This window comes from Microbacterium sp. RD1 (assembly GCF_052220165.1).
In the GTDB taxonomy this organism is placed as follows: domain Bacteria; phylum Actinomycetota; class Actinomycetes; order Actinomycetales; family Microbacteriaceae; genus Microbacterium.
Genome location: NZ_JBQPOL010000002.1, coordinates 249,022 through 275,107 on the forward strand (window position 1 = coordinate 249,022; position 26,086 = coordinate 275,107).

Consider the following 26,086-nt stretch of genomic DNA (forward strand, 5'->3'; position numbering starts at 1 on the left):
CCCGGATGCAGTTAATGTCAAGATCGACCGCGAAGAAGGGACAGACGCCGATGGTGGGGCAGAACCAGCCGGAGCGCCGAGCGGCCACGCGCGACGCCCTGTACGACGCCGCCGTGGCACTCTTCGCCGAGCGCGGCTACGAGAACACGACGATGGCGGACATCGCCGAGCGCGCGCGCACCTCGCGGCGGACGGCGTTCAACCACTTCCCCCGCAAGAGCGACATCCCGATGCTGTGGGTGCGGCGCCTGGCGGATGCCGCCCTCCTCGAGGCCGATCCGGCGATGATCGACACGACCGAGCGCGTGCGCGACTACTTCCGCCGCATCTCCCGCCGGGCGGAGGCGGACCCCGAGGTGTCGCGGCAGATGATGCTCGGCTGGATCAGTGCCGCCGGTCCGGTGGTCTACGAGCTGGAGCCGGTGGTCGACCTCGTTCGGCTGCTGTCGTCCGGCCAGGGCGAAGGTCAGATAGCCCGCGACGTCGATGTGGCAGTGGCGGCGGAGACTCTCAGCGACGCGCTGATGGGCTCGACACTGCGGTGGGTGCGCCTCGCCGGCGAACCCGTGTCCCTGGAGGAGATGGTGGACGCCGCCGTCCGCCTCGTCCTGAGGGGGATGCAGGCGCGCTAACGCGTCTCCGAGCCCGCCGATGCCCTCTTGCGTCGCCGCGGAGCGGCCGATCGTGGCGGCGCATCGCGCATGTGGTCGCGCGCGCGACCGAGGATGTCGGCCAGCGTCTCGATGTCGGAGCGCGAGAGCGACGCGAACAGCAGGTCGTCGAGGATCGCGATGTGCCCCGGGAACACTCGCGCGAGCACGGCACGGCCGTCCCCGGTGAGAGTGACGGTGACGCTGCGCTCATCCTCCGCCGACGACGACCGCGTCACCAGGCCGCGCTTCTCGAGCACCTGAGCCTGATAGGTGAGCCCGCTGCGACTGTAGACCACGCCGTCGGCGAGGTCGGTCATGCGCTGCGTCCCCTCCGGAGAGTCACCGAGGGTCGCCAGGAGCTGGAACTGCACGTAGCTGAGATCCCCCGCGTCGCGCAGCTGCTGCTCCACCGCGTGCTTGAGCAGGCTGCTCGCCTCGATGAGGGCGAAGTACGCGCCCAGCTGGGTGGCGTCGAGCGAGGGTGGCGGGGTGGTCATGTCGGAAGTCTATCAGTGCTTCACATTCGAAGCACTTGCTTCAGATTCGAAGCAGTGTTACGGTCTCCTCAGCTGCTTCGAATCCGAAGCACACGAGCGAAGGAAGACATCATGAAGGCAGTACGTTTCCACCAGTCCGGCGGGCCGGAGGTCCTCCGCTACGAGGACGCCGAGCAGCCCGTTCCGGGGCCCGGCGAGGCGCTCGTGCGGGTTGCGGGCTCGGCGTTCAACCCCGCCGATGCCGGTATCCGCGGCGGTTTCCTCCCCTTCCCGGTCACACTCCCCCACGTCCCGGGCTACGACGTCTCCGGCACCGTGGAGGCTCTCGGCGACGGCGTGGGCAACCTCGCCGTCGGCCAGCGAGTTGTCGGGTTCATCCCGATGGGCGCCGACGGCTCGGCCGCGGAGTTCGTGGTCGCCCCTGCGACCGACCTCGTGTCGGCCCCCGCGCGCATCCCTCTGCCGGATGCCGCCGGGTTGCCCTCGGTCGGGTTGACGGCGTGGCAGGCGCTGTTCGAGGCGGGTTCCGTCGAGGCCGGTCAGCGCGTGCTGATCAACGGGGCCGGCGGACCGGTCGGCGGGTACGCCGTGCAGCTGGCCAAGCGTGCCGGTGCGCACGTTCTCGCGACCGCCAGCCCCCGCAGCAGCGGGGCGGTGCGGGCCGCGGGCGCGGACGAGGTCATCGACCACACGGCGACATCGCTGCGGGCCGCGGTCACCGAACCCGTCGACGTGCTGCTCAACCTCGCCCCAATCACCCCGGAGGGGTTCGCGGCACTCGTTCCGCTGGTGCGCGACGGCGGAGCTGTCGTCTCGACGACGCCGGCCGTGCCGACACCGGGCGACGAGGCGCGAGGCGTGCGTGCAGTGACGATCTTCCTGCACCCGGATGCCGACGTTCTGACGCAGCTCGTCTCGCTCGTGGACGGCGGCGACCTCTCCGTCGACATCGCCGACCGCGTGCCGCTCAGCGAGCTGCCCGCGGTCCATCGGCGGGCGGAGGCGGGAGAGATCCGCGGCAAGGTCATCGCGGTGCCGACCGCCGAGTGAGACGAGCCTGCGCCAGGAACGCGGAAGGCCCGGAATCTTGCGAGAGATTCCGGGCCTTCCGCCGTTGCAGGTCAGCACATCTTCCCGCCGTCATGGCTCGCCCATCAGAGCCGCGGACGAGGACCCAGCCGCGCAAGGTCGCGCGATATCGCGCGAGAGATCGCCACGACCGCCGATTCCACCATATTTCCGTCGAGGGAGCCGCTTGTGCCGAGCACTGAAAGCGCCGCGACGCATTGGCCGACGCGATCGAATATCGGCGCCGCGATCGTGTCCACAGGTTCCGGATGCTCACGAGAGAATCTCCCGAACCCATCGACCACGACTTGGGCCAACAACTCCCGGGTCAGAGCTGGACTGACGGGGGTTCCCTCCGGAAGCATCTGGCGGGGCGAAGAAGTGTAGGCCGCCCGAAAGTCGGCGTCGGCATGCGCGAGAAGCACCGTGCCAAGACCAGAATGATGAAGCGGGACACGAGCGCCGACGTGGTAGAGCACGCGTCCCGCGCGGGGCGCAGAGAGACGCTCGACGATGACGACCGACTCTCCTTCACGGACTGCAAGCTGCACATGCTGTCTGGTAGCTCGGTGCAGGTCCTCCATGTACGGCAGAGCCAATGCACGCAACCCGTGCCCCCGTGGGGCAAGGGCCGCGTACTCGAGCATACGGATCCCTATTGCGTATCTGCCGTCGGGAAGACGCTCAAGCGCACCCGCCTTCACCAGCTGCCTGCACAATCGCAAGGTGGTGCTCGTGGGCAATCCCGAGGCGTGCGCAAGCCGACTCAGCGTGAGTGCGGGGTCCTCCGCGGTAAAGACATCGAGCAACCGGAATGCTCGCTCGATCACGGGAGGGCTCTGGGGCGGTCGCTGCCCTCGTTGATGCCCTCGAGGCGCGGCGCCGGGGATCGTCATGGCCGAAGATTGCCGTCCATTGGCAAAGAACGCAAGTGCATCGTGCATTCCGGGTCCAAGATGGGCGTCGACCACGATCCGAAGGAGCATCGATGTCAGACAACAATCCGATCCCCATCACTCTGTTAGACGGCGCAATGAGCGGTTTCGCTCAGCTGCCCGACAGCCCGAACGACCTCCCCCTGGTCGTGTTTCTCCACGGCGGCGCCTTCAATGCGCTCTCCACAATGATCCCGGGCAGATCACAGCTCGGTCTGGCAGTCGAGCACCGTTATCCGGCGTTCGCGCTCAATCGACCGGGTTACATGGAGAGCGCACCGCTGAACTTCGACGGAATCTCTGACGCCGGGTACTTCGCCGCGTCCGCGGAACGTCTCGACGACGCGCTCCGCGAATTGTGGGACCGATACGGGGACGGTCGGCCTGGAATCATCCTGCACGGCTGCTCGATCGGGGGCGCGGTGACGCTTACGCTTGCGGCACGCTGGAGCGATTCGCTCCGCGCTGGGACCGCGACGTGGCCGCTTCTGGGAGTCGCCGTGGTCGATGTCGGTCACGTCGCACCTTCTTATGTCGCAGCGGCATGGGACTCGTTGCCGGCCGGGGAATTCATCACAGCCGACCCCGACAAGATGTTGTCGGCCCTGCCATCCAGTCCCCCGGCTTGGACTTTGCCACCTTCAGGCGGCCCTTCTCTTCCTCCGCTCCGGGTACCGCGCAACGAACTCCTCGAGATCGCGGGGGGATGGACTCGCGACTGGGAGTCGACGGCGGCAAGGATCACGGTCCCCGTGCACTACCGGATCTCCGAATACGACGTGCTGTGGGACGTCACCCCCGAGATCGTGGACGAGATGGCGAGAGCACTCGAGACCGCATCGCCGTATGTCGACGCAGCGATCGTTCTCGGTGCGAGTCACCCCGTGCACGTCGGCCCGGTCGGACTCTCGTACAACTTCGAGATGATGTCGTTCTTCGAGTTCCTTCGGGCCGCTTCGTCCACTCCCCAGCTTCTGACTGAGCGACGGGATCTCGTCGAGTGACGACTCGGTCCGTGGCCAAGATCGGAGCCGCGGATCGGTGCGGCCGCGATCGCGTCGAGGACGATCGCGGCCGAGATGCAGCGCATCACGGGCGAGCGGATCGGAGTTCGGCTGGGGGTGAGTTGCCTTCTCACACGAATGCGGGCATACCGGTGATGGTTCGGGCGACGATGAGGGAGTTCATTTCATGAGTTCCTTCGAAGGTGTAGATCGCCTCGGCATCGCTGAAGTACCGCGCCACGCCGGTGTCGAGCTGTACGCCGTTTCCGCCCGTGATTTCCCTGCAAAGGGCAACTGTCGCTCGCATGCGGGCGGCTGAGAAGGCCTTGGTCATTGACGCGTGATGGTCCTCGAGGCGACGGGATTCGAGGAGCGCGCTCGCTCGCATGCAGAGGGCCAGCGAAGTGGTGATGTTGGTGGAGATGTCGGCGAACTTCTGCTGAACGAGCTGGAACGAGGCGATGGGGCGTCCGAACTGCTCACGTTCGCGCGCGTAGGCGAGCGCCGCGTCGAAAGCTCCCATCGACGTACCCACGGCGTGCCAGGCGGATTCGAGACGGGTGTGCTTGAGGATCCCCGCGACGTCGCGGAAGCCGTTCGCATGCTCCAGCCGATCATGCTCAGATACGACGACGCCGTCGAGCACGATGTCGGCGTTCTCCACCGCCCGCATGGAGATCTTGCGCTGGATTTTCGTCGCCGAGAACCCGACGGCCGGCGTACGGACGAGAAACCCCTTCACGGAGCCATCGGCGATATCACGCGCCCAGACGACGACGACGTCGGCGAACGTTCCGTTGCCGATCCATCGCTTCGCGCCATTGAGGATCCACTCGTCGCCTCTCCGCTCCGCAACGGTCTCGAGCCCCCGAGCGGTATCCGAGCCGTGCCCGGGCTCTGTGAGGCCGAAAGCTGCAATCTTCTGGCCGGAGGCGAGCAACGGCAACCATTCCGCTCGTTGCTCGTCCGACCCGGTCGCCGCGATCGCTCCCATCGCGAGGCCGGAGTGGACCCCGAAGAGCACGGCCGTGGACGGGTCACACCGAGCGATCTCGAGACTGAGCCAGCCGCGGAACGTCGCGCTGTTTTCGAACTGGCTCGTTTCGGCGAAGGCGCATCCGAAGATGCCCAGTTCGCCACCTCGCTTGAGGAGGTGCCGAGGGCTCTGGCCGCGTTCCCAGTAGTCATCGGCCTGCGGTCGCACCTCCACGTCGAGGAACTCACGCACCTCGGCGATTTTCTCGCTTTCCCGCTCGGTCAGCTCAGATTGGAAGCCGAAAAGATCGGCTTCGAGGAGGGCAGCGGTCGAGGGGGTCATGTCTTCTCCGTATTGATTGATTCGCGGAAGGAGGTGGCGCGTCGGGCAAACCAGTCGAGGGTCTGCGGGTTGACGACTGAGTCCCGGTCAAGCTCTGCCAAAGCCGTTCCGGCGAATAGTCGCTTAACGGCTATCTCGACTCGTTTTCCGGAATGTGTCGTCGGGATCGCCGGAGCGACGACGATCTCGTCGGGAACGTGCCTCGCCGACGCATGGCGTCGAATGGCGTCATTGATTCGTGCTCGGAGAGCGTCATCGAGGGTTGCAGCGTCTGCGAGGGTCACAAACAATGGGAGGTAGTAGCCACCGTTCGGCAGCTCCAACCCGATCACCAATGAATTTCTGACCTCCGGCACACCGGCGAGCGCGCCGTAGATCTCGGATGACCCTAGGCGAACCCCGCCGCGGTTGAGCGTCGCGTCTGCCCTTCCGAGCACTTCGCAGGTACCGTCGCTCGCCAGGAGCATCCAGTCGCCGTGGGTCCACACGTCGTGGTATTGCTCGAAGTAGGCGCCCCGGTAGCGCGAACCGGATCGGTCTCCCCACAATCGCACCGGCATGGCCGGCATCGGTCGCGTGATCACCATCTCTCCGACTGCATCCCGGATGGACTCGCCCGATGAATCGAGCACATCCAGACCGACTCCCAACAAGGCTCCCTGCATCCGCCCCAGACGCACTGGCTCCAAGGGATTGCCGCCGACGAACGCCGAGCACACCTCTGTCCCGCCGCTCGCGTCCGACAGTCGAATCCGGGTTCCGACGGAGCGATGCAGCCAGAGAGCTACGGCGTCCGGCAGCGTCGACCCCGTCGAAGCGACGATGCGCAGTCGCCTGAGGTCGAACGCCGCGCCCGGTTCGCACCCCAGATCATGGACCACCTTCAGGTAGGCAGCACCCGCACCGAAGATCGTGACGTCGTTCTGGGCGACGATTTCGAAGAGTCGATCGGCGCGCGGAAACTGAGGCGAACCGGCGTATGTCACCACGGACGCTCCTGTCATGAGGGCGGACAGAAGCGTGTTCCACACCATCCAAGACGTGTTGGCGGACACGAAATAGCGATCGTCACGGGTCATCTCCAGATGCAGCCCGTGGCTCTTCAGGGCTTCCAGCACCATCCCGCCATGACCATGCACGATGCCCTTTGGCGTGCCCGTCGTTCCTGACGTGAAGAGCACCCATAGCGGGTGGTCGAACGGTACGCGCTCGAAGGACGCGTCGGCTTCCTCCGACAGCAGATCCTCGAAAGCCATGCGACGGGACAGTCGAGGATTTCGAGGCTTGCCGACCTCGACGACGTGCACAACAGTGGGTAGCCCTGCTGCGATCTCTTCGAGGTGGTCCGCCCGATCGATCCATCGACCGTTGTACTGATAGCCCACCGATCCGACGAGGAGCACCGGTTCCAGTTGCGCCAGTCGCGCAAGCGTTGCGGTCGGCGATAGGTCCGGGGAACAGACAGACCAGACAGCCCCCACGCTGGCGACTGCCAACAGAAGGATGAGCGCTTCCGGAGTGTTCGGGAGCACGGCGGCGACGCGATCGCCGATACCCACCCCCAGCCCGCGCAGTCCTTTCGCGGCCGCAGCGACTCTTGCGCCCAGCTCGTGCCAGCTGAGGTCACGTCGAATTCCGCTTTCGTCCACGTCGACAATCGCCACATCGTTCGCAAAGGGACCGCTGGCCCGGCGGAGCAGGTTCTCCGCGTAGTTGATACGTGCGTCGGGGTACCACCGCGCCCCGGGCATCCGGTCGTCGGCGAGAACGGGGCCGGGAAATTCGCCGATGACGGCTGTGTAGCGGCGAAGGACATCCCAAAATGTACGGATGTCGGCGACCGACCATTCCAGCGCGTCGCGATATGAGGTGACGTCACACCCGATCTCTCGAGTGGCAGCCGCAAGGAACGCCGCCATGGGGCCCGGCGGAGCTGACGGGTCCGGCCGCCACAACACTGTTTCTCGATGACGATCGTTGGTCATGCGACGAAGGTGCTCGTGATGGTGCCGATCGGCTCGATCGTCGTCGTGAGCGTGTCGCCTGCCTGCAGTGCGACTCCGCGCGCGGCGCCCACGCCGGCAGGCGTGCCGGTGAAGATGAGATCACCGGGGTAAAGGGTGACCACTCTTGAGAGATCAGAGACTATCCGAGCCACCGAGAAGATCATGTCCGCCGTGTTGCCATCTTGAACCGTCCATCTGCCGTCGTGTTCCGAGGCCGTGGGGCCTTCGACGACAGCGGTGATACGCAGACGCGAGACATCGGAGATCTCGTCGGCTGACACGACGAAGGGGCCGAACGGAGAGAATCCGGGAAATGACTTGGCAAGCCCGAACTGGGGTGCTGGTCCTCTCAGTTGCATGTGACGTTCGCTGAGGTCCTGACCGACGGCGAAGCCGGCAATTGCGGTGTCCGCTTCGACCGCGTCGATGTCATGGACCTCGCGCCCGATCACCGCGACCAACTCCGCCTCCCAGTCCACCGCCCCACGCGGTAGCGCCACGGTCGAGACCGGACCAGCGAGTGAGGACACGAACTTGGTGAAGACGACCAGGGCGTCAGGATGCGCCAGGTTGGACTCCGCCGCATGATCGGCGTAGTTGAGCCCGATCGCGAAGATCTGGCGGGGGCTTGGTACCGGCGCGCCGAGCGCAGCGTAATCGAACTCGTCACCCCTGGGCAACTCGGCCCTGCGAGCCCAATCGAGCACGTCGCTCCACGATTCGAAGACGGATTGTGGATCCGGGCCGAACCTGCCGCTGCTTGCGCCGGCGATATCCACCGCACGACCGTCTGCGACGAGAACCGCTCTGCCCGCGAGGTTGGCGATCCGCAAGTCATGCCTCCTCGGTAGCGGGATATCCAACGCCGTCGAGGAGCGACGGATCGGATGCGATGCGCGAGGGCCACGGATCATCGAACGTCATCACCGTTCGCAGCTGGGCCGGTGGATACTCGCCGGCGTAAGCCCTGCGGTGGATCTCCTCGGGCGAAAGGCCCGCTGCCCGAGCCACCACCAGCGATTCTGGATCGAATTGCGGACCGACTTGGTCTTCAGCGAATTCCTGAGACGCCCACATCCATTCTTTCGACAGCCCCCCGTCACCGAAGACGTCGATCTGGATCTCCACCCCGTTGCCGTCAGGGTCGGCGTAGTACATCGACATCGTCATCCCATGGTCAAGACAAACGACGGGTCGAACGTCTGCGTCACGGAGACGGACGTAGTTGTCCAGCCACTGATCGAACGTCGGATATTCGAATGCGGTGTGGTGAAGGCCGGCGCTATGAGGCTTGTCGATAGGCGGATGGGTCCCCGGGATTCGGAGGAGCGCGATGCGGTGATTGGCTTCGTCATTGGTGAGCCACGCGGCGTGAGCTGCGTAGTACACCGGCTGCAGGCCGACTGCGAGTTCATACCATGCGACCATCGCATCGACATCCATGGTCATGAACGTCGCGTGGTGCAGCTTCGGAGGTTGAATCGGTCGCGGCTTCGGCGTCCGGAAGTACTGACTGTGCTCGAGCGTCATGAGTCTCTCCTTTAGTGAGCAGTAGAAGTGGTCGCACGCCAGCCGGCAGCGAGAGGTATGTCGATGTGAGCCGCCGTGCGCCCTCGACTTGCGATGTGCTGGTCGGGACGAACGAGCAGTATGTGATCCTGAAACGGATATCCGTCTGGCAGGACGACGATCTCGAGGGGGACGCCGTGAACGGCCGCAGATGCGATAAGCGGTTCCCGCTCGCTGTGGATGAGACCGCGGGGAACCAATGCCGTGAATCCCCGACCGAGGACGTCGTACAAAGATCGGCCGTCCGCCAACCGGATATGCGGCAGGCGCCCGCCTGGGTTCGTGGACGGACGGTAGTGAGTCACATCGGCGACGACATCGACCCCGGAAGCGACTACTGGCGAGTCCGCATACTGGTAGCCGAGCGTGAGTCCCAGGGAGTGGAACTCCTCGTTCTTGGCTATGTGAATCTGCCGAGCGCTGACCCCGCGCTGTGCGGCATTGGCAGCCAGGTTGGCCGCTGCCGAGGCGATAGTCACGGCTGCGATCTTCTTTCGCTCGCGCTCGTAGCTGTTGAGGAGTTCGGGGCCGCCCCATCCGTGAAGCAATGCCGCAATTTTCCATGCTGCATTCACAGCATCGCCAACGCAGGTATTGAAGCCATGGCCGCCGAACGGCGGATTCACATGAGCACTCTCGCCCACCAGCAAGACCGGTCCGCTTTGGAACTGATCAGCTGTGAGCATCCGCGCCTCCCACGGATCGACCGCCAGTACCTCGATCGGGGCGTCGTATCCGATCGCCGAATGGATTCGACCGACCAGTTCGGAATGAGGCGTGTCAGGTCCCAGGCCGGCGAACCCGATCCACCAAGTGCTCTCGAGATCGAGACGACCGGCCACCGTGAGGCCGGTCTCCCCGACGACCCAATATTGGACCGCGGGGCCGACTCGCTCGCCCAGCCCGGGCGCTTTGAAAACGGCGTTCAGGAACGGGACCTCCCACGCCGAGCCAATGAGCGTCGCTCCGATCGCGGTGCGGCTGGGGCTGCGTGATCCCTCGCATCCGAGCACGTATCGCGCGTCGATCTCGTAGGAGCCGTTCACTCCCGCGACCGACACGCGCGCAGCGTCCGGCTCCACCTCCACCATCGCCGTCCTGTCCCCGAGCCGAACGTCGATGAGCGGATGAGCGGCCGCCGCCTCCCTGAGAACCTCTTCGACCAGGTACTGAGGCACCTGTTGTCCGCGCTCAGCGACAAGGTCCTCGGGATGGGTGACGAGTCCGAACACGTCGTCGAAAGCAGTGATGGCGTCGCCCGTCAATGTCGAGCAGAACACGACACGATTCGACCAGTCGGGTGACAAGGGCGCCCGCCGACGAATCTCGTCGGCTACACCCCAACGGCGGAAGTGTTCCATCGTGCGAGGACTCGTCGTCTTGGCGCGCGGCCGACTGCGGTCCACGGTGGCTCGGGGCTCGATCAGGATGCTTGCGATGTTGTGATACGCGAGTTCCAGTGCTGCTGACAGCCCGGCTGGGCCGCCTCCGCTGACCACGACGGGGGCGTGTCGACGACGACCGTCGGTCATTCGGCGCATCCTCCGACGCGCGGATCGCGGCGTGATTCCCCAACGTCTCTGGCCATGAACGAACTCCCTTGTTCCAAGAACGCCTTCACATTCGCGGCGCGCTGAAGCGCATTGCGATCTTCCCGGCGGGTGACCGAATCGAATCGGCGCGTTGCCACTCAATGGCAAAGCGAATTCACAACCTGTGAGCTGCCAGCGGTTTATCGGCGGCGGAGGCGGGAGAGATCCACGGCAAGGTCATCGCGGTGCCGACCGCCGAGTGAGACGGTGAGGTCCTGGGCCCGGATGTTCAGCCGAGCTGGTCGGCTTCCGCGGCCCAGGCCACCCCGAGAGCGAAAAGGGTCGAGACGCCGTAGTGGTCCATGGCGGCGGCGACCCGGCGGCGCCCGGTCCTCGGATTCATGCCGAGTGTGCGCGAGGCCGAGTCGAGCGTGATGCCCTGGCGCATGAGCCGCAGGAGGGGCGTCCACGGGTGGACGGCGATTCCGATCGGCTCGGATCGGCGCCACAACTGATCGAAGAGGCTTCGCCCCATGGCGGCGAGCGCGGTGTTGCGCACCCCCAAGACACTCGTCGGCCATCCCTCCCCCCATTCGAACGGCAACGCGAGAGTGTCGCCGTCGATCCACAGCCAGCTCGGCAGATCGTCGGACAGCCGGAACTCCACACCGGAGGAGGCGTAGCGCTCCGACATCTCGACGAGTCGCGGATCCGTCAGCACGGACTTCGGCAGCAGCGCACGCACCGACTCCTTGCGGGAGAAGGCTTCGGCGAATCGCGCGGCGCGCTCGGGGTCGCTCGCCAGGTATCGCTCGACGTTCGGCAAGACCGCCCATGCGCTGGCGGTGGTCTCGCGCGCCACGTCGTACCAGAGGTCCTCGGCTGCGCGGGGGCCGTGTCGGGCGAAGACCGGCGCGAGATCCCCCGACAGCTCACCCACGGACCAGTGTCGGAGCATCGAGGGGAGCTCGGCGAGGATCCCCTCGATGCCCGCCGATGCCTGGGCCGACGACTCCCGGAGGGCGCGGGTGTGGTCTCCGACGACGCCCGCCGCCCAGGATGCCGGATGCGGGTAGCTGAGCATGCCGTCTCGCACCGAAAGGACGCCCTTCGCCTCCAGGCGCAGGACGCCGTCCGCCACGTCGGACTCATCGAGATGCGCGACGGTGGAGAGCTCGGCGATCGTGCCCGGCCGGCTGCGGTAGATCAGTTCGAGCAGTCCGCGATCATCCACGGCGTCACCTCCCGAGCGCTCTCCCCCATTGTGAAGCACGTGGCCGCATCCGGACGACCGGAAGAGGACATGACCGCAAGCGGGTCTTGTCCTGTCCTCTTGTGTCCATTCACACTGGAGCGTAGGGGCGAGGAAGCGTCGGCCCTGCCCGCCTGACTCCGGGGCCGAGCGGCATCGCGACCGCCTCTGCACATAGTCATCGCATCCTCTGACACCGGACGAGCGTCCCCGATCACACTTGGCGGTCCTCTCGTGACTCCTTCCTCTCGCGGCATCCGACGCACTCATCGCGCGACCCTGGCGCTCACCTCGGTGGCGGTGACGGCAGGCCTGCTCGCGGCCTGCGCCGGCCCGCCGGCCGCGGAACCGCCGACGCCGCGTTCGTCAGCGCCGGCCGTCGAGCGACCCGCGGCGCCCGACGGGGAATTGCCCGCCGAGCTGGTATCCGCACTGCAGAAGACGATGCAGGACACCATGGCCGAGTACGGCGTCCCCGGTGCCGCGGTGGGCGTGTGGATCCCCGGGGCGGGGTCGTGGACCGCGGTCGCCGGCGTCGCGGATGTCGAGAACAACGAGCCGGTGACGGCCGAGATGCAGTGGCCCATCCGCAGCATCACGAAGTCGTACACCGTCACGCTGCTCCTGCAGCTCGTGGACGAGGGAGTTGTGAGCCTCGACGACACGATCGACGAGTACGTCGACGGCATCACCGACGGCGACTCGATCACACTGCGCGAACTGGCGGATATGTCCAGCGGCAACTCGGACTACTTCACCGACGCGTTCGTGCAGGACTGGTTGGTGGATGACCCCGACCGGATCTTCACCCTCGACGAGCTGAACGGCTACGTCGTCGACCAGCCGGCGCAGTTCGCGCCGGGTACGGAGAAGATCTACACCAACGCCAACACGAACCTGCTCGGCAAAGTCGTCGAGGTCGCGACCGGCCAGGACTTCGCCGACGTCCTGCAAGAACGCATCCTCGACCCCCTCGGTCAGACCGAGACCGCATACATCACCGACGTGTCGACGTGGACCGAGCCCCACGCCCTCGGATATTCGCCCGCCGAGACCGGCAGCGGCCGCGAGGAGCAGATCGCCAATCTCTCGGTCCTCGGCCCCGCCGGCTCCATGATCACCTCGCTCGACGACGCGCGCGCCTGGGGCGAGATGCTCGCGACGGGCGCCTTCCTCACACCCGCGACCCAGGACGAACGGATGAAGGGCGCTCCGCTGGACGCCGGCCCGCCGTATGACATCTATGCCCTCGGCATGGGACAGACCGACGGATGGTGGGGCCACAACGGTGAGGGTCTCGGATACACCGCCGCGAACTTCCACAACAACGAAACCGGCGCGACCATCGCCGTCTTCTTCAACCTGTCGGACTACGAGCCGAAGGCGCATCCCGCCGATCAGCTCTTCCGCCGGCTCGCCGCGGTTATCGAGAGCGCCCCGTGAACCGGCGATCGGCCGCCGCCGCTTCCTCGCTGATCCTGGTCGCTGCGTCCCTCGCCGCCTGCACGGCGGATGCCGCCTCCGACGGGTCCGCGTCCGATGACCGCAGCGGCATCCCGGAGGCCGCCCTCACTGTCATGGACGAGGAGCGCTACGCGAACGCCCGCTGGCAGATCTACGTCGAGGATCTCGAGACCGGAGACGTTCTGGTCGACTATTTCGGCGACGCGATGGCCGAACCCGGTTCGTTCGTCAAGACGTACAGCGCCGCGGCGGCGTGGCTCGAGTTCGGATCCGACAGCACCGTCACGACCCCGGTCAAGGCGTCGGGGGACGTCGTCGACGGCACGCTCGCCGGTGACCTGATCCTCGTCGGCCAGGGCGACCTCACGATGGGCGGGCGCACGAAGCCCGACGGCACCGTTGATTTCACCAACCTCGATCACAACGACGCGAACCCCCTTCCCGGGGCGACGCTGACCACCGAAGACCCCCTCACCGGACTCGACGATCTCGCCGCGCAGGTCAAGGCCGCCGGCATCGATGCCGTCGGCGGCGAGGTGATCGTCGATGACCGCCTGTTCGTCGGTGAGCTGGCCGGGCAGCCGGTCACCCCCATCAACATCAATCAGAACCTCATCGACGTGCTGATCACGCCGGGCGCGGCCGCGGGCGACCCGGCGACGGGCGAGCTGATCCCCGCCGTCGCCCCCTGGACGCTGACCGTCGACGTCGAGACCGTCGAGGCCGGCGGGAAGACCCAGATCGCAGACCCCGTCGACACCGGCGAGGGGAAGCTGACCGTCACCGGGACGATCGCGGCCGACGCCGATCCGACCCTGAAGGTCTTCGTCTTCGACGACCCCGCGACCTACGCCCGGACCGCGTTCATCGAGGCCCTTCAGCGCGCCGGCGTCACGGTCACGGCTGATCCGATCGCGACGAACCCCGACGCCGCGCTACCGGCCGAGGAGTCGGTCGACGCACTTCCCGCCGTCGCCGAGCTCGAATCGCTTCCGCTGTCCGAGGAAGTGAAGTACGTCATGAAGATCAGCTACAACCGCGGCGCGCAGACGTTCGTCTGCCGACTCGCGGCCGCGCGCGGATCGAAGGACTGCGACGACGGCATGGCGATCGCCGGTGAGATCTGGCGGGAGGCGGGCCTGGACACGACGGGCGCCGCACTCATCGACGGCTCCGGTCTCCCGGGCAACTTCGTCACCGCCGAGAATGCCGCGCAGGTGCAGCGCATCCTCGCTGAGCGCCCGGATGGCGAGCTCTGGCGCGACACACTGCCCATCCTGGGCGTCGACGGTTCGCTGACCACCGTGCAGCCCGACAGCGATGCTGCCGGAAAGGTGTACGCCAAGACCGGGACGCTCGCGGCGTTCGACGATTTCAACACCCGTTTCCGCATCGTAACGAAGACCCTCGGCGGCGTGATCGACGCCGAGAGCGGGCGCACGCTGCTCTTCACGGTGATCATGAACAACGCATTCGCGAGCCCCGAGACCTACATTGACGCCGTCTTTCAAGCGAACGACGACGTGGGAGCGGTGGCGGCGGCCATCCAGCAGGAGTTCTGACCCCCGGCGATCCCTGGAATGACGAGAGGCCCGGATCGCTGCGCTTCTGCAGAAACCCGGGCCTCTCGTTCGACCTTCCGGTCGGGATGACAGGATTTGAACCTGCGACCCCTTGACCCCCAGTCAAGTGCGCTACCAAGCTGCGCCACATCCCGATGCCCGGCGAGCGGACAACTCCCCCATCCTAGCCTCTTCGCAAGAGCCCCGCGAACGGGCCCGTTACTCCCCCTCCCCAACGGCCCTGTCCCGGAGATTCTCCACCGCTTCCCGCAAATTCGAACAAATGTCCGAGGGTGGTGCTGGAATGGAGGTATGACAAGCCCCGTCGACGGACTCCTCGAGACGCTCATCGCGTTGCGGTCGGCGTGGGGCGAGGCGGTGCCGGCGGGCGACGAGCGCGCGATGACGGATGCCGCGCTCCTCGACGTCAACGAGCGACTCGCGGCAGCGCGGCGACTTCTCGACGCGCTGCACGCGCGCGTCGCGGCCGAGATGGCGCTCCGCTCCCGGCCAGAGCAGGGCAAGGACGGTCTTGCGCGACAGGCGGGATTCCGCACCCCGGCGAAGCTCATCGCCGCAGCCACCGGCGGTCACCCCGCTGACGCGGCCCGCCTGATCCAGGTCGGCGAAGCGACGCGCGAGCGCACCCTCCTCACCGGCGAAGCCGCCCCCTCCCGCCACCCGCACGTCGCCCACGCCCTTCGTATCGGCCGGATCAGCGTCCCCGCGGCGGCGGCGATCACCAGTCTGCTCGACCGGATCGAGCTGAGGGTGGAGGAAGAAAAGCGCGACAGCGCGGAACGATCGCTCGTCGTCCATGCGACACAGTTGTCGCTCGAGGAGTTGCAGGCCGTGCTCCGCCGCGCGGAAGCCGTCCTCGATCCCGACGGGCTGGAGCCGGCGGTGGCGGCCCTGCACGCGGAACGGTTCGCGAAGATCGTCGTGGAACCCTCCGGCGCGATCCTCCTCACCGCACGTCTCGATCCGGAGAGCGCCGCGCCCGTCGTGGCCGTGCTCGACGGCATCGTGACCCACCAGCTCCGCGCCTCCCGCGGGCGCAACACCCCCGACGGCGTCAGCGTCGACCGTGCCGGGGCGGCGATGCCCGAGAACCGCACGCTCCCGCAGATGCGCGCCGACGCGCTCGCCGCGATCTGCCGGCACGCCATCGGATGCGACACCGACCGGCTCCCCGGGTCCGCGGCCACCGTCGTCGTCCGGATGAACCTCAGCGACCTCGAGACGGGCACAGGCATCGCCACGATCGACGGCATGGAGCAACCTCTCGATGCCGGCAGCGCTCGCCGGATCGCCGCGGCATCCGGCATCATCCCCGCCGTCCTCGGCACCCGAAGCGAAGTCCTCGACCTCGGACGCACCGCCCGCCACTTCACCCGAGCCCAACGGCTCGCGCTCGTCGAGCGAGACGGCGGGTGCGCCGGGTGTCACCTCCCGCCCGGATACACCGAAGCCCATCACCTTCGCTGGTGGACGAGGGATGCCGGACGCACCGACCTGGTCGAGGGCATCCTTCTGTGCACCGCCTGCCATCACCGGGTCCACGAAGAGGGGTGGGAAATCCGCATCGACGCACCACCGGGCGGGTCGCCGCTCGCCGGCACCGTCTGGTTCGTCCCACCGCCGCACATCGACCCCGCGCGCACCCCGCGGCCGGGCGGGCGGAAACGCTACGACCCTCTCACGTGGGACCTTCTCGGCGAGGGCACCGCCCTGTCGGATGTCGCGACCGCGCGCTAACGTCCCGCTATGAACGTCCGCATCCTCCCCGCGACGACCGACCGCTTCGACGACGTCGAGATCACCCTCACCGGTGGCGGCGACGGCCCGTCCTGCCAGTGCCAATGGTGGACGTTGCCGGCGAAGGAGTTCCAAGCCCGCACCCGGGACGAGAAGGAGCAGCTCCTGCGGGACGAGGTGGGCGAGACCCCCTCCCCGGGACTGGTCGCCTACGTCGATGACGCCGCGGCCGGGTGGGTGCGGATCGGACCACGCACACGGCAACCCCGCCTCCTCCGCACGCGCCTGGTCACCGCCCACACCCGAGAACCACTCGATGACGCCGCCGTGTGGGCGGTGTCGTGCTTCTCGGTGCGCAAGGAGCACCGGCGGGCCGGCCTCATGGCGCCGCTTCTGAGCGCCGCGATCGACCACGCCCGCACGAACGGCGCCCGCGTGGTCGAGGCGTACCCGTTCGATCCGACCGTGAAGAAGCGACCGTCGAACGAGCTGTACCACGGCGTGCTCTCGACGTTCGTCGACGCCGGCTTCGACGTCGTCGCCCAGCCCACGCCCGACCGGGCGTTGGTGGCACTCACCCTCCGCGAGTGATGCCGCGGCCTACGATGGAGCGCGTGGGGGACGCAACGACACCGGCCGGCCGCTCGCGCGCCGTACCGAGGTGGACGTGGGGCTTCGCGCTCTACGCCCTCCTCTCCCTCGTTCACATCGTGGCCCTTGCCGCCGACGCCGACGAGATCGCCGGACCCACCAAGCTGCTGCTGATGCCGGCTCTGGCGATCGGCGTGCTGTGGGGCGGCCGGGGCACGCGCTGGGGCACCCCCGCGACCCTCCTGTTCGCAGCGATCGCCCTGTCGTGGCTCGGCGACGGCGCGTCGTGGTTCTTCCCGATGCTGCCCGAACTTCCCGTCATGCTCGCCTGCTTCGGTCTGGCGCACCTGGCCTACATCTGGCTGTTCTGGCGCGTCATCCCCCGCCGAGCCCTCCCGCCATGGACGCTCGTCTACGCCCTGTGGTGGGGCATCCTGCTCGCAGTCCTCTGGCCGCAGCTCGGCGCGCTCACGGTCGCGGTCGCGGCGTACGGCGTGGTGCTCGGCGGGACGGCGGCAGCGGCAGCGCGGGTCAGCCCGCTCGTGGCCACGGGCGGAGCGCTCTTCCTGGCCTCCGACACGCTCCTGGCCTTCCGCCTCTTCGTCGAGTCCACGCCCGACGCGGTGAGCCCCCTCGTCATGCTCACCTACACCGCGGGTCAAGGACTGATCGCCGCCGGCGTCCTCCAGGAGGTACGGCGACGATGACCTCCCCCTCCGTCCGTATCGACGCCTGGCTGTGGGCCGTCCGCATCTACAAGACCCGCTCCCTCGCCACCACCGCCTGCCGGGCCGGCCATGTCCGCCTCAACGGGGAACGCGTCAAGGCCTCGCAGCAGGTGCGCCCCGGCGACGAGATCCGCGTGAGGATCGCCGGTTTCGACCGCATCCTCGTCGTGCGCGAGACGCTCGCCAAACGCGTCGGGGCGCCACAGGCGGCGCTCGCCCTCGAAGAGCGCACCCCACCGCCGCCACCGCGCGACAGCATCCCCGCGTTCGCGCTCCGCGACCGCGGCACGGGGCGCCCCACCAAGCGAGAGCGCCGCGACATCGAACGCCTCCGCGGCCGCTGAGTCAGTCGAGAAGGTCCCGCAGCCATCCCGCGCCGCGGACCGTTGACCCGAGCGCCGACACGCGCTCGCGAAGCCCCCGGTCGCTTGTGACGACGATCGCCTGATCCGGATGCGGGAGTGCAGCCGTCTGCGCGACGATCTCGTCGTCACCCTCGGACGGGGCCGAGACGACCGTCACGCCGGGGGCCTCATCCGCTGACCGGGCAGCGCCCTCCAGCACGGCCACCAGCGGCGGAAACCAGCGCGTTCCGGGCAGCCCCAGCGCATCGGCCGGGATGCCTCCGCGCGCAAGGTCCGCCAGACGTGCGAGGAGCCGTCCGGCTGCTCCGGCACGATCCCGCCACCACCCGTCGGGAGTCGACCCCATCACGTTCGCGATGTCGACGACGATCGACGGGCGCGCCGGAAGCGCGTCTCGCAGCCGCGGCCAGGCGTCGGCGAACGCCGGATGCAGGGGCAGGTCGTCCACCTCGCCGATCGGCACCCACGCCAGCGCATGGCTCTCCGGATCGCTGATGATCGGCTCGAACGGCGCCACCACGTCGGCGACGAGGGTGCTGTACGTCCACACACCCACGTCCAGCACGCTCTCGAAGCGCGGCGTCACCGCCCCGTCGGGAACGCCCGCCTCCTCGGCAGCCTCGCGCAACGCCCCGTCGCGCGCCGATTCCCCCTCGTGGCGCGCACCTCCGGGGAGGGCCCACGTGTCGCCGAAGTGGCTCCACGACACCCGGTGCTGCAGGAGCACGCCGCGCTGCGGATCGAGCGCCAGAAGGCCCGCCGCCCCGAAGCGCCCCCAGTAGCGTTCGCCGGTGTCGGCCACGACCCACGCATCACCGGGATCACGCGGCCCGGAGGGGCGGCGCGGCTCGCCGGGAGAGGGCGGCTGAATCGTCACCAGCCCAGCCTGTCACAGCAGCCCGCGTCGTCGCGCTGTGCGGCGCACCGTTAAGGCGAGAATGAGCGGATGGAGTACGACCTCGATGACGACCCCCGCCGCCTCGACCGTGACGCCGTCTGGAAGTGGCTGTCGACCGACGCCTACTGGGGACGGTGGCGCACCCGCGATCACGTCGAGGCGCAGTTCGACTCCGCGTGGCGCGTCGTCGGCGCATATCGGCGCGACACCGGAGAGCAGGTGGCGGTGGCTCGAGCGGTCGGCGACGGCGTCGCCTTCGCCTACCTCGCCGACGTGTTCGTCGACGCCGCGCACCGCGGCGCCGGGCTCGGCACGCGCGTCGTGCGAGCGATGATCGACGACGGCCCGGGCGCTTCGTTTCGGTGGACGCTGTTCACGGCCGACGCGCACCCGCTCTACGAGCGGTTCGGGTTCGCTGCGCCGGACACCACGGCCATGGTGCGCCCCGCGGCCCCCGACATGCGCTGATCAGCGCTGACGACGCTCCCGCACGCGCATGTTGAGCACGATCGGCGTGCCCTCGAACCCGTAGATCTCCCGCAGACGCCGCTGGATGAATCGGCGGTAACCGGCGTCGAGGAACCCGGTCGTGAACAGGACGAACGTCGGCGGCCGGGTCGCGGCCTGCGTGCCGAAGAGGATGCGCGGCTGCTTGCCGCCCCGCAACGGATGCGGGTGCTCGGCGACGAGCTCGGAGAGGAACGCGTTGAACTTACCGGTGGGGATCCGCTGATCCCACGAGGTCAGCGCGGTCTCCAGCGCGGGGACGAGCTTCTCGAGGTGCCGACCCGTCCGCGCGGAGATGTTGACGCGCGGAGCCCACGCCACATGGGCGAGGTCCTGCTCGATCTCGCGCTCGAGATAGCGGCGTCGATCGGCGTTCTCGAGCTCGGGGGTGTTGAGCAGGTCCCACTTGTTGAAGGCGAGCACGAGGGCGCGCCCCGACTCCAGCACGAGGTCGATGATCCGCACATCCTGCTCGCTGAGCGACTGCGACACATCGAGCACGACGACGGCCACCTCGGCCTTCTCCAGTGCCGCCGAGGTGCGGAGGGACGCGTAGAAGTCAGCCCCCTGCTGCAGATGCACGCGGCGGCGGATGCCGGCGGTGTCGACGAAGCGCCAGAGCTTGCCGCCGACCTCCACGATCTCGTCGACGGGGTCGCGCGTCGTGCCGGCGAGCTCGTTGACGACGACCCGTTCCTGCCCTGCCGCTTTGTTGAGCAGCGACGACTTGCCCACGTTCGGGCGCCCGAGGATCGCCACGCGACGTGGCCCGCCGATCTCATGCTTGGCGACGGCCGACACGTCCGGCATCACCTTGAGCACCTCGTCGAGGAGGTCGGCGACGCCGCGACCATGGATCGCGGACACGGGGTGCGGCTCTCCGAGGCCGAGGTTCCACAGCGCCGCCGCCTCCGGCTCCTGGCGCGCGTCGTCGATCTTGTTCGCCACGAGGAAGACGGGCTTGCCGCTTCGCCGCAGAAGCCTCACGACGTGCTCATCGGTCGACGTCGCACCCACGCGCGCGTCGACGACGAACAAGACGATGTCGGCGAGGTCGATCGCGATCTCGGCCTGCAGGGCGACCGAGCGGTCGATGCCGCGCGCATCCGGCTCCCACCCGCCGGTGTCCACCAGCGAGAACCGGCGGTCCATCCACTCCGCCTTGTAGGTCACGCGATCGCGCGTGACGCCGGGAGTGTCCTCGACGACGGCTTCGCGCCGGCCGAGGATCCGGTTCACCAGCGCCGACTTGCCGACGTTCGGGCGACCGACGATCGCCACGACGGGCAGCGCCGGAAGGTACTCGATGCCGTCCTCGCCCTCGGCGAGACCGGCGAGGATCTCGGCGTCGTCCTCGTCGAGTTCGAAGTCGTCGAGACTCGCCCGGAGGGCGGCCGCTCGGGACTCGGCGAGCGTCTCGTCGAGATCGGCCATCTTCTCGGCGAGCGCGTCGGGCCCGCCTTCGTACTCGTCTTCAGCGCCCATCGCGGGCTCCCCTCGTGCGAGCGACCACCGCCAGGACGGCGTCGACAGTGTGTGCGAAGTCGAGGTCGCTCGAATCCACGACCTCCACCCCGGGTGCCGCGGTCAGGAAGTCCACCACGGCCGAATCGGATGCGTCGCGCCGGTGCAGCGCGGAGGCCACTGTCGCGGCGTCCTGCGTCGCCAGTTCGGCGCTGCGCCGCGCCGCCCGGATCTCCGCAGCGGCGGTGAGGAGGATGCGCACCGGCGCATCCGGGGCGACCACGGTCGTGATGTCGCGGCCCTCGACGACGACGCCGTCGCGCGCGCACGCGGCGATCAGGCGGCGAAACAGCGCGTTCACGGCCTCCCGCACGGCGGGGACCCGCGCGACGCCGCTGACGGCGTCGGTAACGCGCGGCTCGCGGATGGCGGCGGTCACGTCGGTGTCGCCCACGCACACCCGGTAGTCGTCGGGGTCGAGCGAGATCGCGTAGTCGAAGTCCCCGAGCACCTCCACGACGCCGGTCGCGTCGGACGTGTCGACGCCGCGCTCCAGGGCATGCCACGCGAGCGCGCGGTAGGCGGCGCCGGTGTCGAGGTAGCCGAAGTCCAGCCGACGCGCGACCTCCTTCGACACACTCGACTTGCCGCTCCCGGCCGGGCCGTCCACGGCCACGACGAAGACCTCAGTCATGCGTGCTCGCGATCCGCCAGCCGCGCGCGACCAGCCCCTCGGTCGCGCGTCGCACCGCGTCGGGCACGACGCTGATCTCCGCGAGACCGAACAGGGCGCCCGGCGAATGCTCCAGCCGCAGATCCTCCACGTTGACCGACAGCTCACCGAGCTCGCCGAACAGGCGCCCGAGCTGCCCCGGTGTGTCGTCGATCATCACGACGAAGGAATCGAACCGGCGGTTCTGCCCGTGCTTCCCCGGGAGACGCTCCACGCCATCGTTGCCGCGCCGGATAGTGTCGGCCACCGCGCGGCGTGCGCCCGGCGCATCCGGCGTGCGGAGGGCATCGGCGACGGCGGTGAGGTCGTGGGCCAGGGCGTCGAGCACGTCGACGACGGGCTCGGCATTGGCGCCGAGGATCTGCACCCAGAGCTCCGGTGCGGAGGCGGCGATGCGGGTGGTGTCGCGAACGCCCTGCCCCGCGAGGCCGAGCGCGGCGTCCGGAGCGTCGACGAAGCGCCCGGCCAGCAGGCTCGCCACGAGTTGCGGAACGTGGGAGACCAGAGCGACGGAGCGGTCGTGCTCCTCGGGTGACATCTCCAGCGGCACCGCGCCGAGCTCGAGGGCCAGCGCCTCGACCAGCGCGAGGTCATCCGCCGGGGTGTCGGCGTCGCGGCACACGACCCACGGCCGCCCGACGAAGAGGTCGGCGCGCGCCGAGATCGCCCCGCCCCGCTCACGCCCGGCGAGCGGGTGCGACCCGATGTAGTGCGTCAGATCGATCCTCAGGGCCTGCAGCTCACGGAGGGGTTGCAGCTTGACGCTCGCGACATCGGTGACGACAGCGCCGGGATGGGCGGCGAGCTCCCGCTCGATCACACCCGCCGTGACATCGGGCGGCACGGCCACGACGACGAGGGACGGCGCATCGTCGGGGCGCGCCGCGCGGCCGGCGCCGTAGTCCACGGCGAGGCGCAGTTGTGCGGGCGATGCGTCGTCGAGGGCGACATCCACGCCGCGGCCGGTGAGGGCGTGACCGATGCTCGATCCCAACAGGCCGGCGCCCACGATGCGCACCGTCCCTCGAACGCGCGAGGCCAGCGGTGCGGCCGCGCGTTCGGGAGAAGTCGTCGAGTCGCTCACGGGGTGTCGTCCGGTGCGTGCTCGCGACGCGAGAGGGTCAGGAGCGCACCGCGTTCCAGCTTAGTCAACTCCCGCGCCCGCCCGACCGGGAGGGTTCCCAGGTGAAGCGGCCCGAACTGGCGGCGCACGAGCTCGACGACCGGATGCCCCACCTCGGCCATCATGCGGCGCACGATCCGGTTGCGGCCGGAGTGCAGCGTGAGCTCGACGAGGCTCGACTCGCCCGACGCGTCCAGCAGCCGCGCCTTGTCGGCCGCGATGGGACCGTCCTCCAGTTCGATGCCGCGCGTCAGCCGCGCGATCGTCTGCGCCGTCACCCGGCCGTCCACCTTCGCGATGTACACCTTGGTCACCCCGAAGGAGGGGTGGGCGAGGACGTGCGCGAGATCCCCGTCGTTGGTGAGGACGAGCAGGCCGCTGGTGTCGGCATCCAGGCGTCCGACGTTGTAGAGGCGCTCCGGCCAGTCGCCGGTGAACTCCCGGAGGTCGCGGCGTCCCCGCTCGTCCTTCATCGTGCTGACGACGCCGGTCGGCTTGTTGAGCATCACGTACCGCTTGTCGGCGTCGAGCTGCACGGCGATCCCGTCGACATCGATCAGGTCGCTCTCGGGATCCACGCGGCTGCCGAGCTCCGTGACGACGGCGCCGTTCACGCGCACGCGCCCCTCGACGATCATCTCCTCCGCCACCCGTCGCGACGCGACACCCGCGTTCGCGAGGGCCTTCTGCAGCCGCACGCCGTCGCTCATCGCACGACCTCCGCGTCGAACCCGTCGGCACCGTCGTCCAGCAGCGGCGAGATGCGCGGAAGCTCGTCTAGGGAGTTGATGCCGAGGTTCACCAAGAGCGCGTCGGTCGTCCCGTAATGGATGGCTCCGGTGTCAGGGTCGGTGAAGACCTCGGTGACGAGCCCGCGAGCGAGGAGCGTCCGCACGACCGAGTCGACGTTGACCGCTCGGATCGACGCCACCTGTCCGCGGGTGACGGGCTGCTTGTAGGCGATGACCGCGAGGGTCTCCAGCGCCGCCTGCGAGAGGCGGGAGGGGGCCTGCGTGTTGACGAACTCCGAGACGAGATCGTCATGCTCCGCGCGCACGTACAGCCGCCAACCGCCGCCCACTTCACGCAGCTCGAATCCGCGTCGAGGTCCGCCGGCGCGGCCGTCGTAGTCGTCGACGAGCCCCTCGATGGCCTGGCGCACGGCGGCGACCGGCGCGCCGACCGCGGCAGCGAGGCTCACGAGGCTCTGGGGCTCCTCCACGATGAGCAGGATCGCCTCGAGGCGTCGGGCGACATCGGTGGACGGGTCATCGGTCATAGTCGGCTCCCAAGGTCGCGAGGTTCTCCTCCGACCAGCGTTCGGCGGTCCAGCGGAGCGTCAGCTCGCCGAGCGGCTCCACCTGTTCGAAGCTCAGGGCGGCGTGGCGGTACAGCTCCAGCACGGAGAGGAATCGGGCGACGACGACACCCGTCTGGGCGACGCCGGCGATGAGGTCGCGGAACGTCAGCGAGCCCGCGTTCCGCAGCAGCGTCACGACGACGGCTGCCTGCTCCCGGATGCTGACGAGTGGTGCATGCAGGTGGTCGAGGCCGACGTGCGGGATCTCCTTCGCAGCGAAGGCCAGCAGCGCGAGCGCGGCGAAGTCGTCGGCGCTGAGCGTCCACACCAGGTCGGGGGCGGCGTTGCGGTACTTCTCCTCGAGCCGCACCGCGCGCGTGTGACGCCGATCCTCCGACTGGAGTCGCTCGGCGAACCAGCTCGACACCTGCTTGAAGGCCCGGTACTGCAGCAGCCGTGCGAACAGCAGGTCGCGGGCCTCCAGCAGGGCGACCGATTCGGCGTCGACAAGCTCGCCCTGCGGCAGCAGCCCCACGACCTTCATGTCGAGGAGGGTGGCGGCCACGACCAGGAACTGCGATGTCTCGTCGAGGTGGGCGTCGGGCCCCAGCGCGCGCAGGTACGCGATGAACTCGTCGGTCACCGCACTCAGCGCGACCTCGGTGATGTCGAGCTCACGCTGCGAGATGAGACTCAGGAGCAGATCGAAGGGCCCGTCGAAGACGTCGAGGGAGACGCGGAACCCTTCGTCTCGGCCTTCGGCCTCGCTCAGGGACCGCCCTTCGTCGGACGATGACTCGTCAGGCGACGGCGCCACGGGCGACCAGCTCCCGGGCCAGGCGCAGGTACGCCTGGGCAGCGGCGTGCTCCGGGGCGAACTCGGTGATCGGCACGCCCGAGACCGAGGCATCCGGGAATTTGACGGTACGGCCGATGACGGTCTCGAGCACGTCGTCGCCGAAGGCCTCCACGACACGCTCGAGGACCTCGCGGGAGTGGAGCGTCCGCGGGTCGTACATCGTGGCGAGCACACCGTCGAGGGCGATCGCGGGGTTGAGGCGGTCGCGCACCTTGTCGATCGTCTCGATGAGGAGGGCGACACCGCGCAGGGCGAAGAACTCGCACTCCAGCGGGATGATCACGCCGTGGCTGGCCGTGAGGGCGTTGACGGTGAGCAGACCGAGCGAGGGCTGGCAGTCGACGAGGATGACGTCGTAGTCGTCGGCGACCTTGCGAAGCACCCGCGCGAGGATCGTCTCGCGGGCCACCTCGTTGACCAGGTGCACCTCCGCGGCGCTCAGGTCGATGTTCGCGGGGATGACGTCGAGACCCTCGACCGACGTCTGCACGATCGTCTCGTGCGGGTCGCGCTTGGAGTCCAGCAGCAGGTCGTAGATCGTCGGGATGTCGTGGGTCTGGATGCCCAGTCCCGCCGACAGCGCGCCCTGCGGGTCGAAGTCGATCGCGAGCACCTTGCGGCCGTAGCCTGCCAGCGCGGCGGCGAGGTTGATCGTCGTCGTCGTCTTGCCGACGCCGCCCTTCTGATTGCACAGCGCGATGATGCGCGCCGGTCCGTGACCGTCGAGCTTCGGCGGGGTGGGGAACCCGTGATAGGGGCGACCCGTCGGGCCGAGGGTCACCTCGTCGCCCGAGGACTTCCTCGTGCCCTTCGTCGAGCTGCCCGCCACCGACTCTCCTGACCTCGCCATAACGTGCACCGATTCTAGCCGCCGCATCCGGTCGTCCCCGGGATGCGCGC

Annotated in this window: 26 protein-coding genes and 1 tRNA gene; 10 read left to right on the forward strand and 17 right to left on the reverse strand. The window is 68.5% G+C overall.

Translation table 11 applies throughout. The features are described 5' to 3' along the window. The first annotated feature begins 14 nt into the window (after positions 1 to 14). Positions 15 to 632: a TetR/AcrR family transcriptional regulator gene (locus ACTU3I_RS10105; RefSeq protein ID WP_442925561.1), complete on the forward strand. Its 618-nt coding sequence runs from the start codon at positions 15 to 17 to the stop codon at positions 630 to 632. On the opposite strand, the gene ACTU3I_RS10110 is transcribed toward ACTU3I_RS10105, so the two are convergent. Beyond that, complete coding sequence (locus ACTU3I_RS10110; RefSeq protein WP_442925562.1) at positions 629 to 1,150, reverse strand: MarR family winged helix-turn-helix transcriptional regulator; 522 nt, start codon at positions 1,148 to 1,150, stop codon at positions 629 to 631. The genes ACTU3I_RS10105 and ACTU3I_RS10110 overlap by 4 nt on opposite strands. Before the next feature lie 111 nt (positions 1,151 to 1,261). Between ACTU3I_RS10110 and ACTU3I_RS10115 the strand changes: the two genes are divergently transcribed. Then, on the forward strand, positions 1,262 to 2,200 hold the full coding sequence (locus tag ACTU3I_RS10115) for an NADP-dependent oxidoreductase (protein WP_442925563.1): 939 nt from the start codon (positions 1,262 to 1,264) through the stop codon (positions 2,198 to 2,200). Between the two features lie 104 nt (positions 2,201 to 2,304). Here ACTU3I_RS10115 and ACTU3I_RS10120 read toward each other — a convergent pair whose 3' ends face one another. Then, a complete protein-coding gene (locus ACTU3I_RS10120) occupies positions 2,305 to 3,048 on the reverse strand; it encodes an IclR family transcriptional regulator (protein ID WP_442925564.1) in 744 nt (247 codons plus the stop codon). Between the two features lie 158 nt (positions 3,049 to 3,206). Between ACTU3I_RS10120 and ACTU3I_RS10125 the strand changes: the two genes are divergently transcribed. Further along, the gene (locus ACTU3I_RS10125) at positions 3,207 to 4,157 is read left to right on the forward strand and encodes an alpha/beta fold hydrolase (RefSeq protein WP_442925565.1); all 951 of its coding nucleotides are present in this window, start codon (positions 3,207 to 3,209) and stop codon (positions 4,155 to 4,157) included. A gap of 130 nt (positions 4,158 to 4,287) precedes the next feature. Here ACTU3I_RS10125 and ACTU3I_RS10130 read toward each other — a convergent pair whose 3' ends face one another. The 6 genes from ACTU3I_RS10130 to ACTU3I_RS10155 form a co-directional block, all read right to left on the reverse strand. After that, on the reverse strand, positions 4,288 to 5,475 hold the full coding sequence (locus ACTU3I_RS10130) for an acyl-CoA dehydrogenase family protein (RefSeq protein ID WP_442925566.1): 1,188 nt from the start codon (positions 5,473 to 5,475) through the stop codon (positions 4,288 to 4,290). Continuing rightward, the gene (locus tag ACTU3I_RS10135; RefSeq protein ID WP_442925567.1) at positions 5,472 to 7,460 is read right to left on the reverse strand and encodes an acetoacetate--CoA ligase; all 1,989 of its coding nucleotides are present in this window, start codon (positions 7,458 to 7,460) and stop codon (positions 5,472 to 5,474) included. The genes ACTU3I_RS10130 and ACTU3I_RS10135 overlap by 4 nt, the downstream gene beginning before the upstream one ends. After that, positions 7,457 to 8,314, reverse strand: coding sequence for a fumarylacetoacetate hydrolase family protein (locus tag ACTU3I_RS10140; RefSeq protein WP_442925568.1), 858 nt, complete (start codon positions 8,312 to 8,314; stop codon positions 7,457 to 7,459). The genes ACTU3I_RS10135 and ACTU3I_RS10140 overlap by 4 nt, the downstream gene beginning before the upstream one ends. 1 nt (position 8,315) lies before the next feature. Then, positions 8,316 to 9,011, reverse strand: a complete 696-nt coding sequence (locus tag ACTU3I_RS10145; RefSeq protein ID WP_442925569.1) for a VOC family protein — start codon at positions 9,009 to 9,011, stop codon at positions 8,316 to 8,318. Positions 9,012 to 9,022: 11 nt separating this feature from the next. After that, on the reverse strand, positions 9,023 to 10,582 hold the full coding sequence (locus ACTU3I_RS10150) for an FAD-dependent monooxygenase (protein ID WP_442925570.1): 1,560 nt from the start codon (positions 10,580 to 10,582) through the stop codon (positions 9,023 to 9,025). A 289-nt stretch (positions 10,583 to 10,871) separates the two neighbouring features. Continuing rightward, on the reverse strand, positions 10,872 to 11,816 hold the full coding sequence (locus ACTU3I_RS10155) for a hypothetical protein (protein WP_442925571.1): 945 nt from the start codon (positions 11,814 to 11,816) through the stop codon (positions 10,872 to 10,874). A gap of 252 nt (positions 11,817 to 12,068) precedes the next feature. Here ACTU3I_RS10155 and ACTU3I_RS10160 point away from each other — a divergent pair, with 252 nt between their 5' ends. Both ACTU3I_RS10160 and dacB read left to right on the forward strand, forming a co-directional pair. Continuing rightward, positions 12,069 to 13,277 carry a serine hydrolase domain-containing protein gene (locus tag ACTU3I_RS10160; RefSeq protein WP_442925572.1) on the forward strand — a complete coding sequence of 403 codons (1,209 nt, stop codon included), beginning with the start codon at positions 12,069 to 12,071 and terminating at the stop codon, positions 13,275 to 13,277. After that, the gene (gene dacB, locus ACTU3I_RS10165) at positions 13,274 to 14,860 is read left to right on the forward strand and encodes a D-alanyl-D-alanine carboxypeptidase/D-alanyl-D-alanine endopeptidase (RefSeq protein WP_442925573.1); all 1,587 of its coding nucleotides are present in this window, start codon (positions 13,274 to 13,276) and stop codon (positions 14,858 to 14,860) included. The genes ACTU3I_RS10160 and dacB overlap by 4 nt, the downstream gene beginning before the upstream one ends. A gap of 81 nt (positions 14,861 to 14,941) precedes the next feature. Here dacB and ACTU3I_RS10170 read toward each other — a convergent pair. Further along, a tRNA-Pro gene (locus ACTU3I_RS10170) sits at positions 14,942 to 15,015 on the reverse strand. A 157-nt stretch (positions 15,016 to 15,172) separates the two neighbouring features. On the opposite strand from ACTU3I_RS10170, the gene ACTU3I_RS10175 reads away from it, so the two are divergent. Genes ACTU3I_RS10175 through ACTU3I_RS10190 form a run of 4 tightly spaced genes read left to right on the forward strand, consistent with a single transcriptional unit; the run spans position 15,173 to position 18,281 of the window. Beyond that, complete coding sequence (locus tag ACTU3I_RS10175; RefSeq protein WP_442925574.1) at positions 15,173 to 16,618, forward strand: DUF222 domain-containing protein; 1,446 nt, start codon at positions 15,173 to 15,175, stop codon at positions 16,616 to 16,618. A 9-nt stretch (positions 16,619 to 16,627) separates the two neighbouring features. Beyond that, positions 16,628 to 17,209, forward strand: coding sequence for a GNAT family N-acetyltransferase (locus tag ACTU3I_RS10180; RefSeq protein WP_442925575.1), 582 nt, complete (start codon positions 16,628 to 16,630; stop codon positions 17,207 to 17,209). 14 nt (positions 17,210 to 17,223) lie between these two features. Continuing rightward, a complete protein-coding gene (locus tag ACTU3I_RS10185; RefSeq protein ID WP_442926393.1) occupies positions 17,224 to 17,916 on the forward strand; it encodes a lysoplasmalogenase in 693 nt (230 codons plus the stop codon). Continuing rightward, positions 17,913 to 18,281: an RNA-binding S4 domain-containing protein gene (locus ACTU3I_RS10190; protein ID WP_442925576.1), complete on the forward strand. Its 369-nt coding sequence runs from the start codon at positions 17,913 to 17,915 to the stop codon at positions 18,279 to 18,281. Before ACTU3I_RS10185 ends, ACTU3I_RS10190 begins: the two co-directional genes overlap by 4 nt. 1 nt (position 18,282) lies before the next feature. Here ACTU3I_RS10190 and ACTU3I_RS10195 read toward each other — a convergent pair whose 3' ends face one another. After that, positions 18,283 to 19,179 (reverse strand): NUDIX domain-containing protein, encoded by an 897-nt coding sequence (locus ACTU3I_RS10195; protein WP_442925577.1) that lies wholly within the window; start codon positions 19,177 to 19,179, stop codon positions 18,283 to 18,285. 69 nt (positions 19,180 to 19,248) lie between these two features. Here ACTU3I_RS10195 and ACTU3I_RS10200 point away from each other — a divergent pair, with 69 nt between their 5' ends. Continuing rightward, positions 19,249 to 19,668 carry a GNAT family N-acetyltransferase gene (locus tag ACTU3I_RS10200; protein WP_442925578.1) on the forward strand — a complete coding sequence of 140 codons (420 nt, stop codon included), beginning with the start codon at positions 19,249 to 19,251 and terminating at the stop codon, positions 19,666 to 19,668. Here the strand turns inward: ACTU3I_RS10200 and der are convergent, their stop codons facing one another. From der to ACTU3I_RS10235, 7 genes are read right to left on the reverse strand one after another with little or no spacing between them, the layout of a single operon-like run. After that, a complete protein-coding gene (gene der / locus ACTU3I_RS10205; RefSeq protein WP_442925579.1) occupies positions 19,669 to 21,192 on the reverse strand; it encodes a ribosome biogenesis GTPase Der in 1,524 nt (507 codons plus the stop codon). Continuing rightward, positions 21,182 to 21,865 (reverse strand): (d)CMP kinase, encoded by a 684-nt coding sequence (cmk, locus tag ACTU3I_RS10210; protein WP_442925580.1) that lies wholly within the window; start codon positions 21,863 to 21,865, stop codon positions 21,182 to 21,184. The genes der and cmk overlap by 11 nt, the downstream gene beginning before the upstream one ends. Next, positions 21,858 to 22,988 carry a prephenate dehydrogenase gene (locus tag ACTU3I_RS10215; protein WP_442925581.1) on the reverse strand — a complete coding sequence of 377 codons (1,131 nt, stop codon included), beginning with the start codon at positions 22,986 to 22,988 and terminating at the stop codon, positions 21,858 to 21,860. Before ACTU3I_RS10215 ends, cmk begins: the two co-directional genes overlap by 8 nt. Continuing rightward, positions 22,985 to 23,737 (reverse strand): pseudouridine synthase, encoded by a 753-nt coding sequence (locus ACTU3I_RS10220; protein ID WP_442925582.1) that lies wholly within the window; start codon positions 23,735 to 23,737, stop codon positions 22,985 to 22,987. The genes ACTU3I_RS10215 and ACTU3I_RS10220 overlap by 4 nt, the downstream gene beginning before the upstream one ends. After that, entirely contained in the window at positions 23,734 to 24,306 is a 573-nt protein-coding gene (scpB, locus tag ACTU3I_RS10225; RefSeq protein WP_442925583.1) for an SMC-Scp complex subunit ScpB, read from the reverse strand. Before scpB ends, ACTU3I_RS10220 begins: the two co-directional genes overlap by 4 nt. Then, complete coding sequence (locus ACTU3I_RS10230) at positions 24,296 to 25,144, reverse strand: segregation and condensation protein A (RefSeq protein WP_442925584.1); 849 nt, start codon at positions 25,142 to 25,144, stop codon at positions 24,296 to 24,298. The genes scpB and ACTU3I_RS10230 overlap by 11 nt, the downstream gene beginning before the upstream one ends. Then, positions 25,128 to 26,036, reverse strand: coding sequence for a ParA family protein (locus ACTU3I_RS10235; protein ID WP_442925585.1), 909 nt, complete (start codon positions 26,034 to 26,036; stop codon positions 25,128 to 25,130). Before ACTU3I_RS10235 ends, ACTU3I_RS10230 begins: the two co-directional genes overlap by 17 nt. Between the last annotated feature and the right edge of the window lie 50 nt (positions 26,037 to 26,086).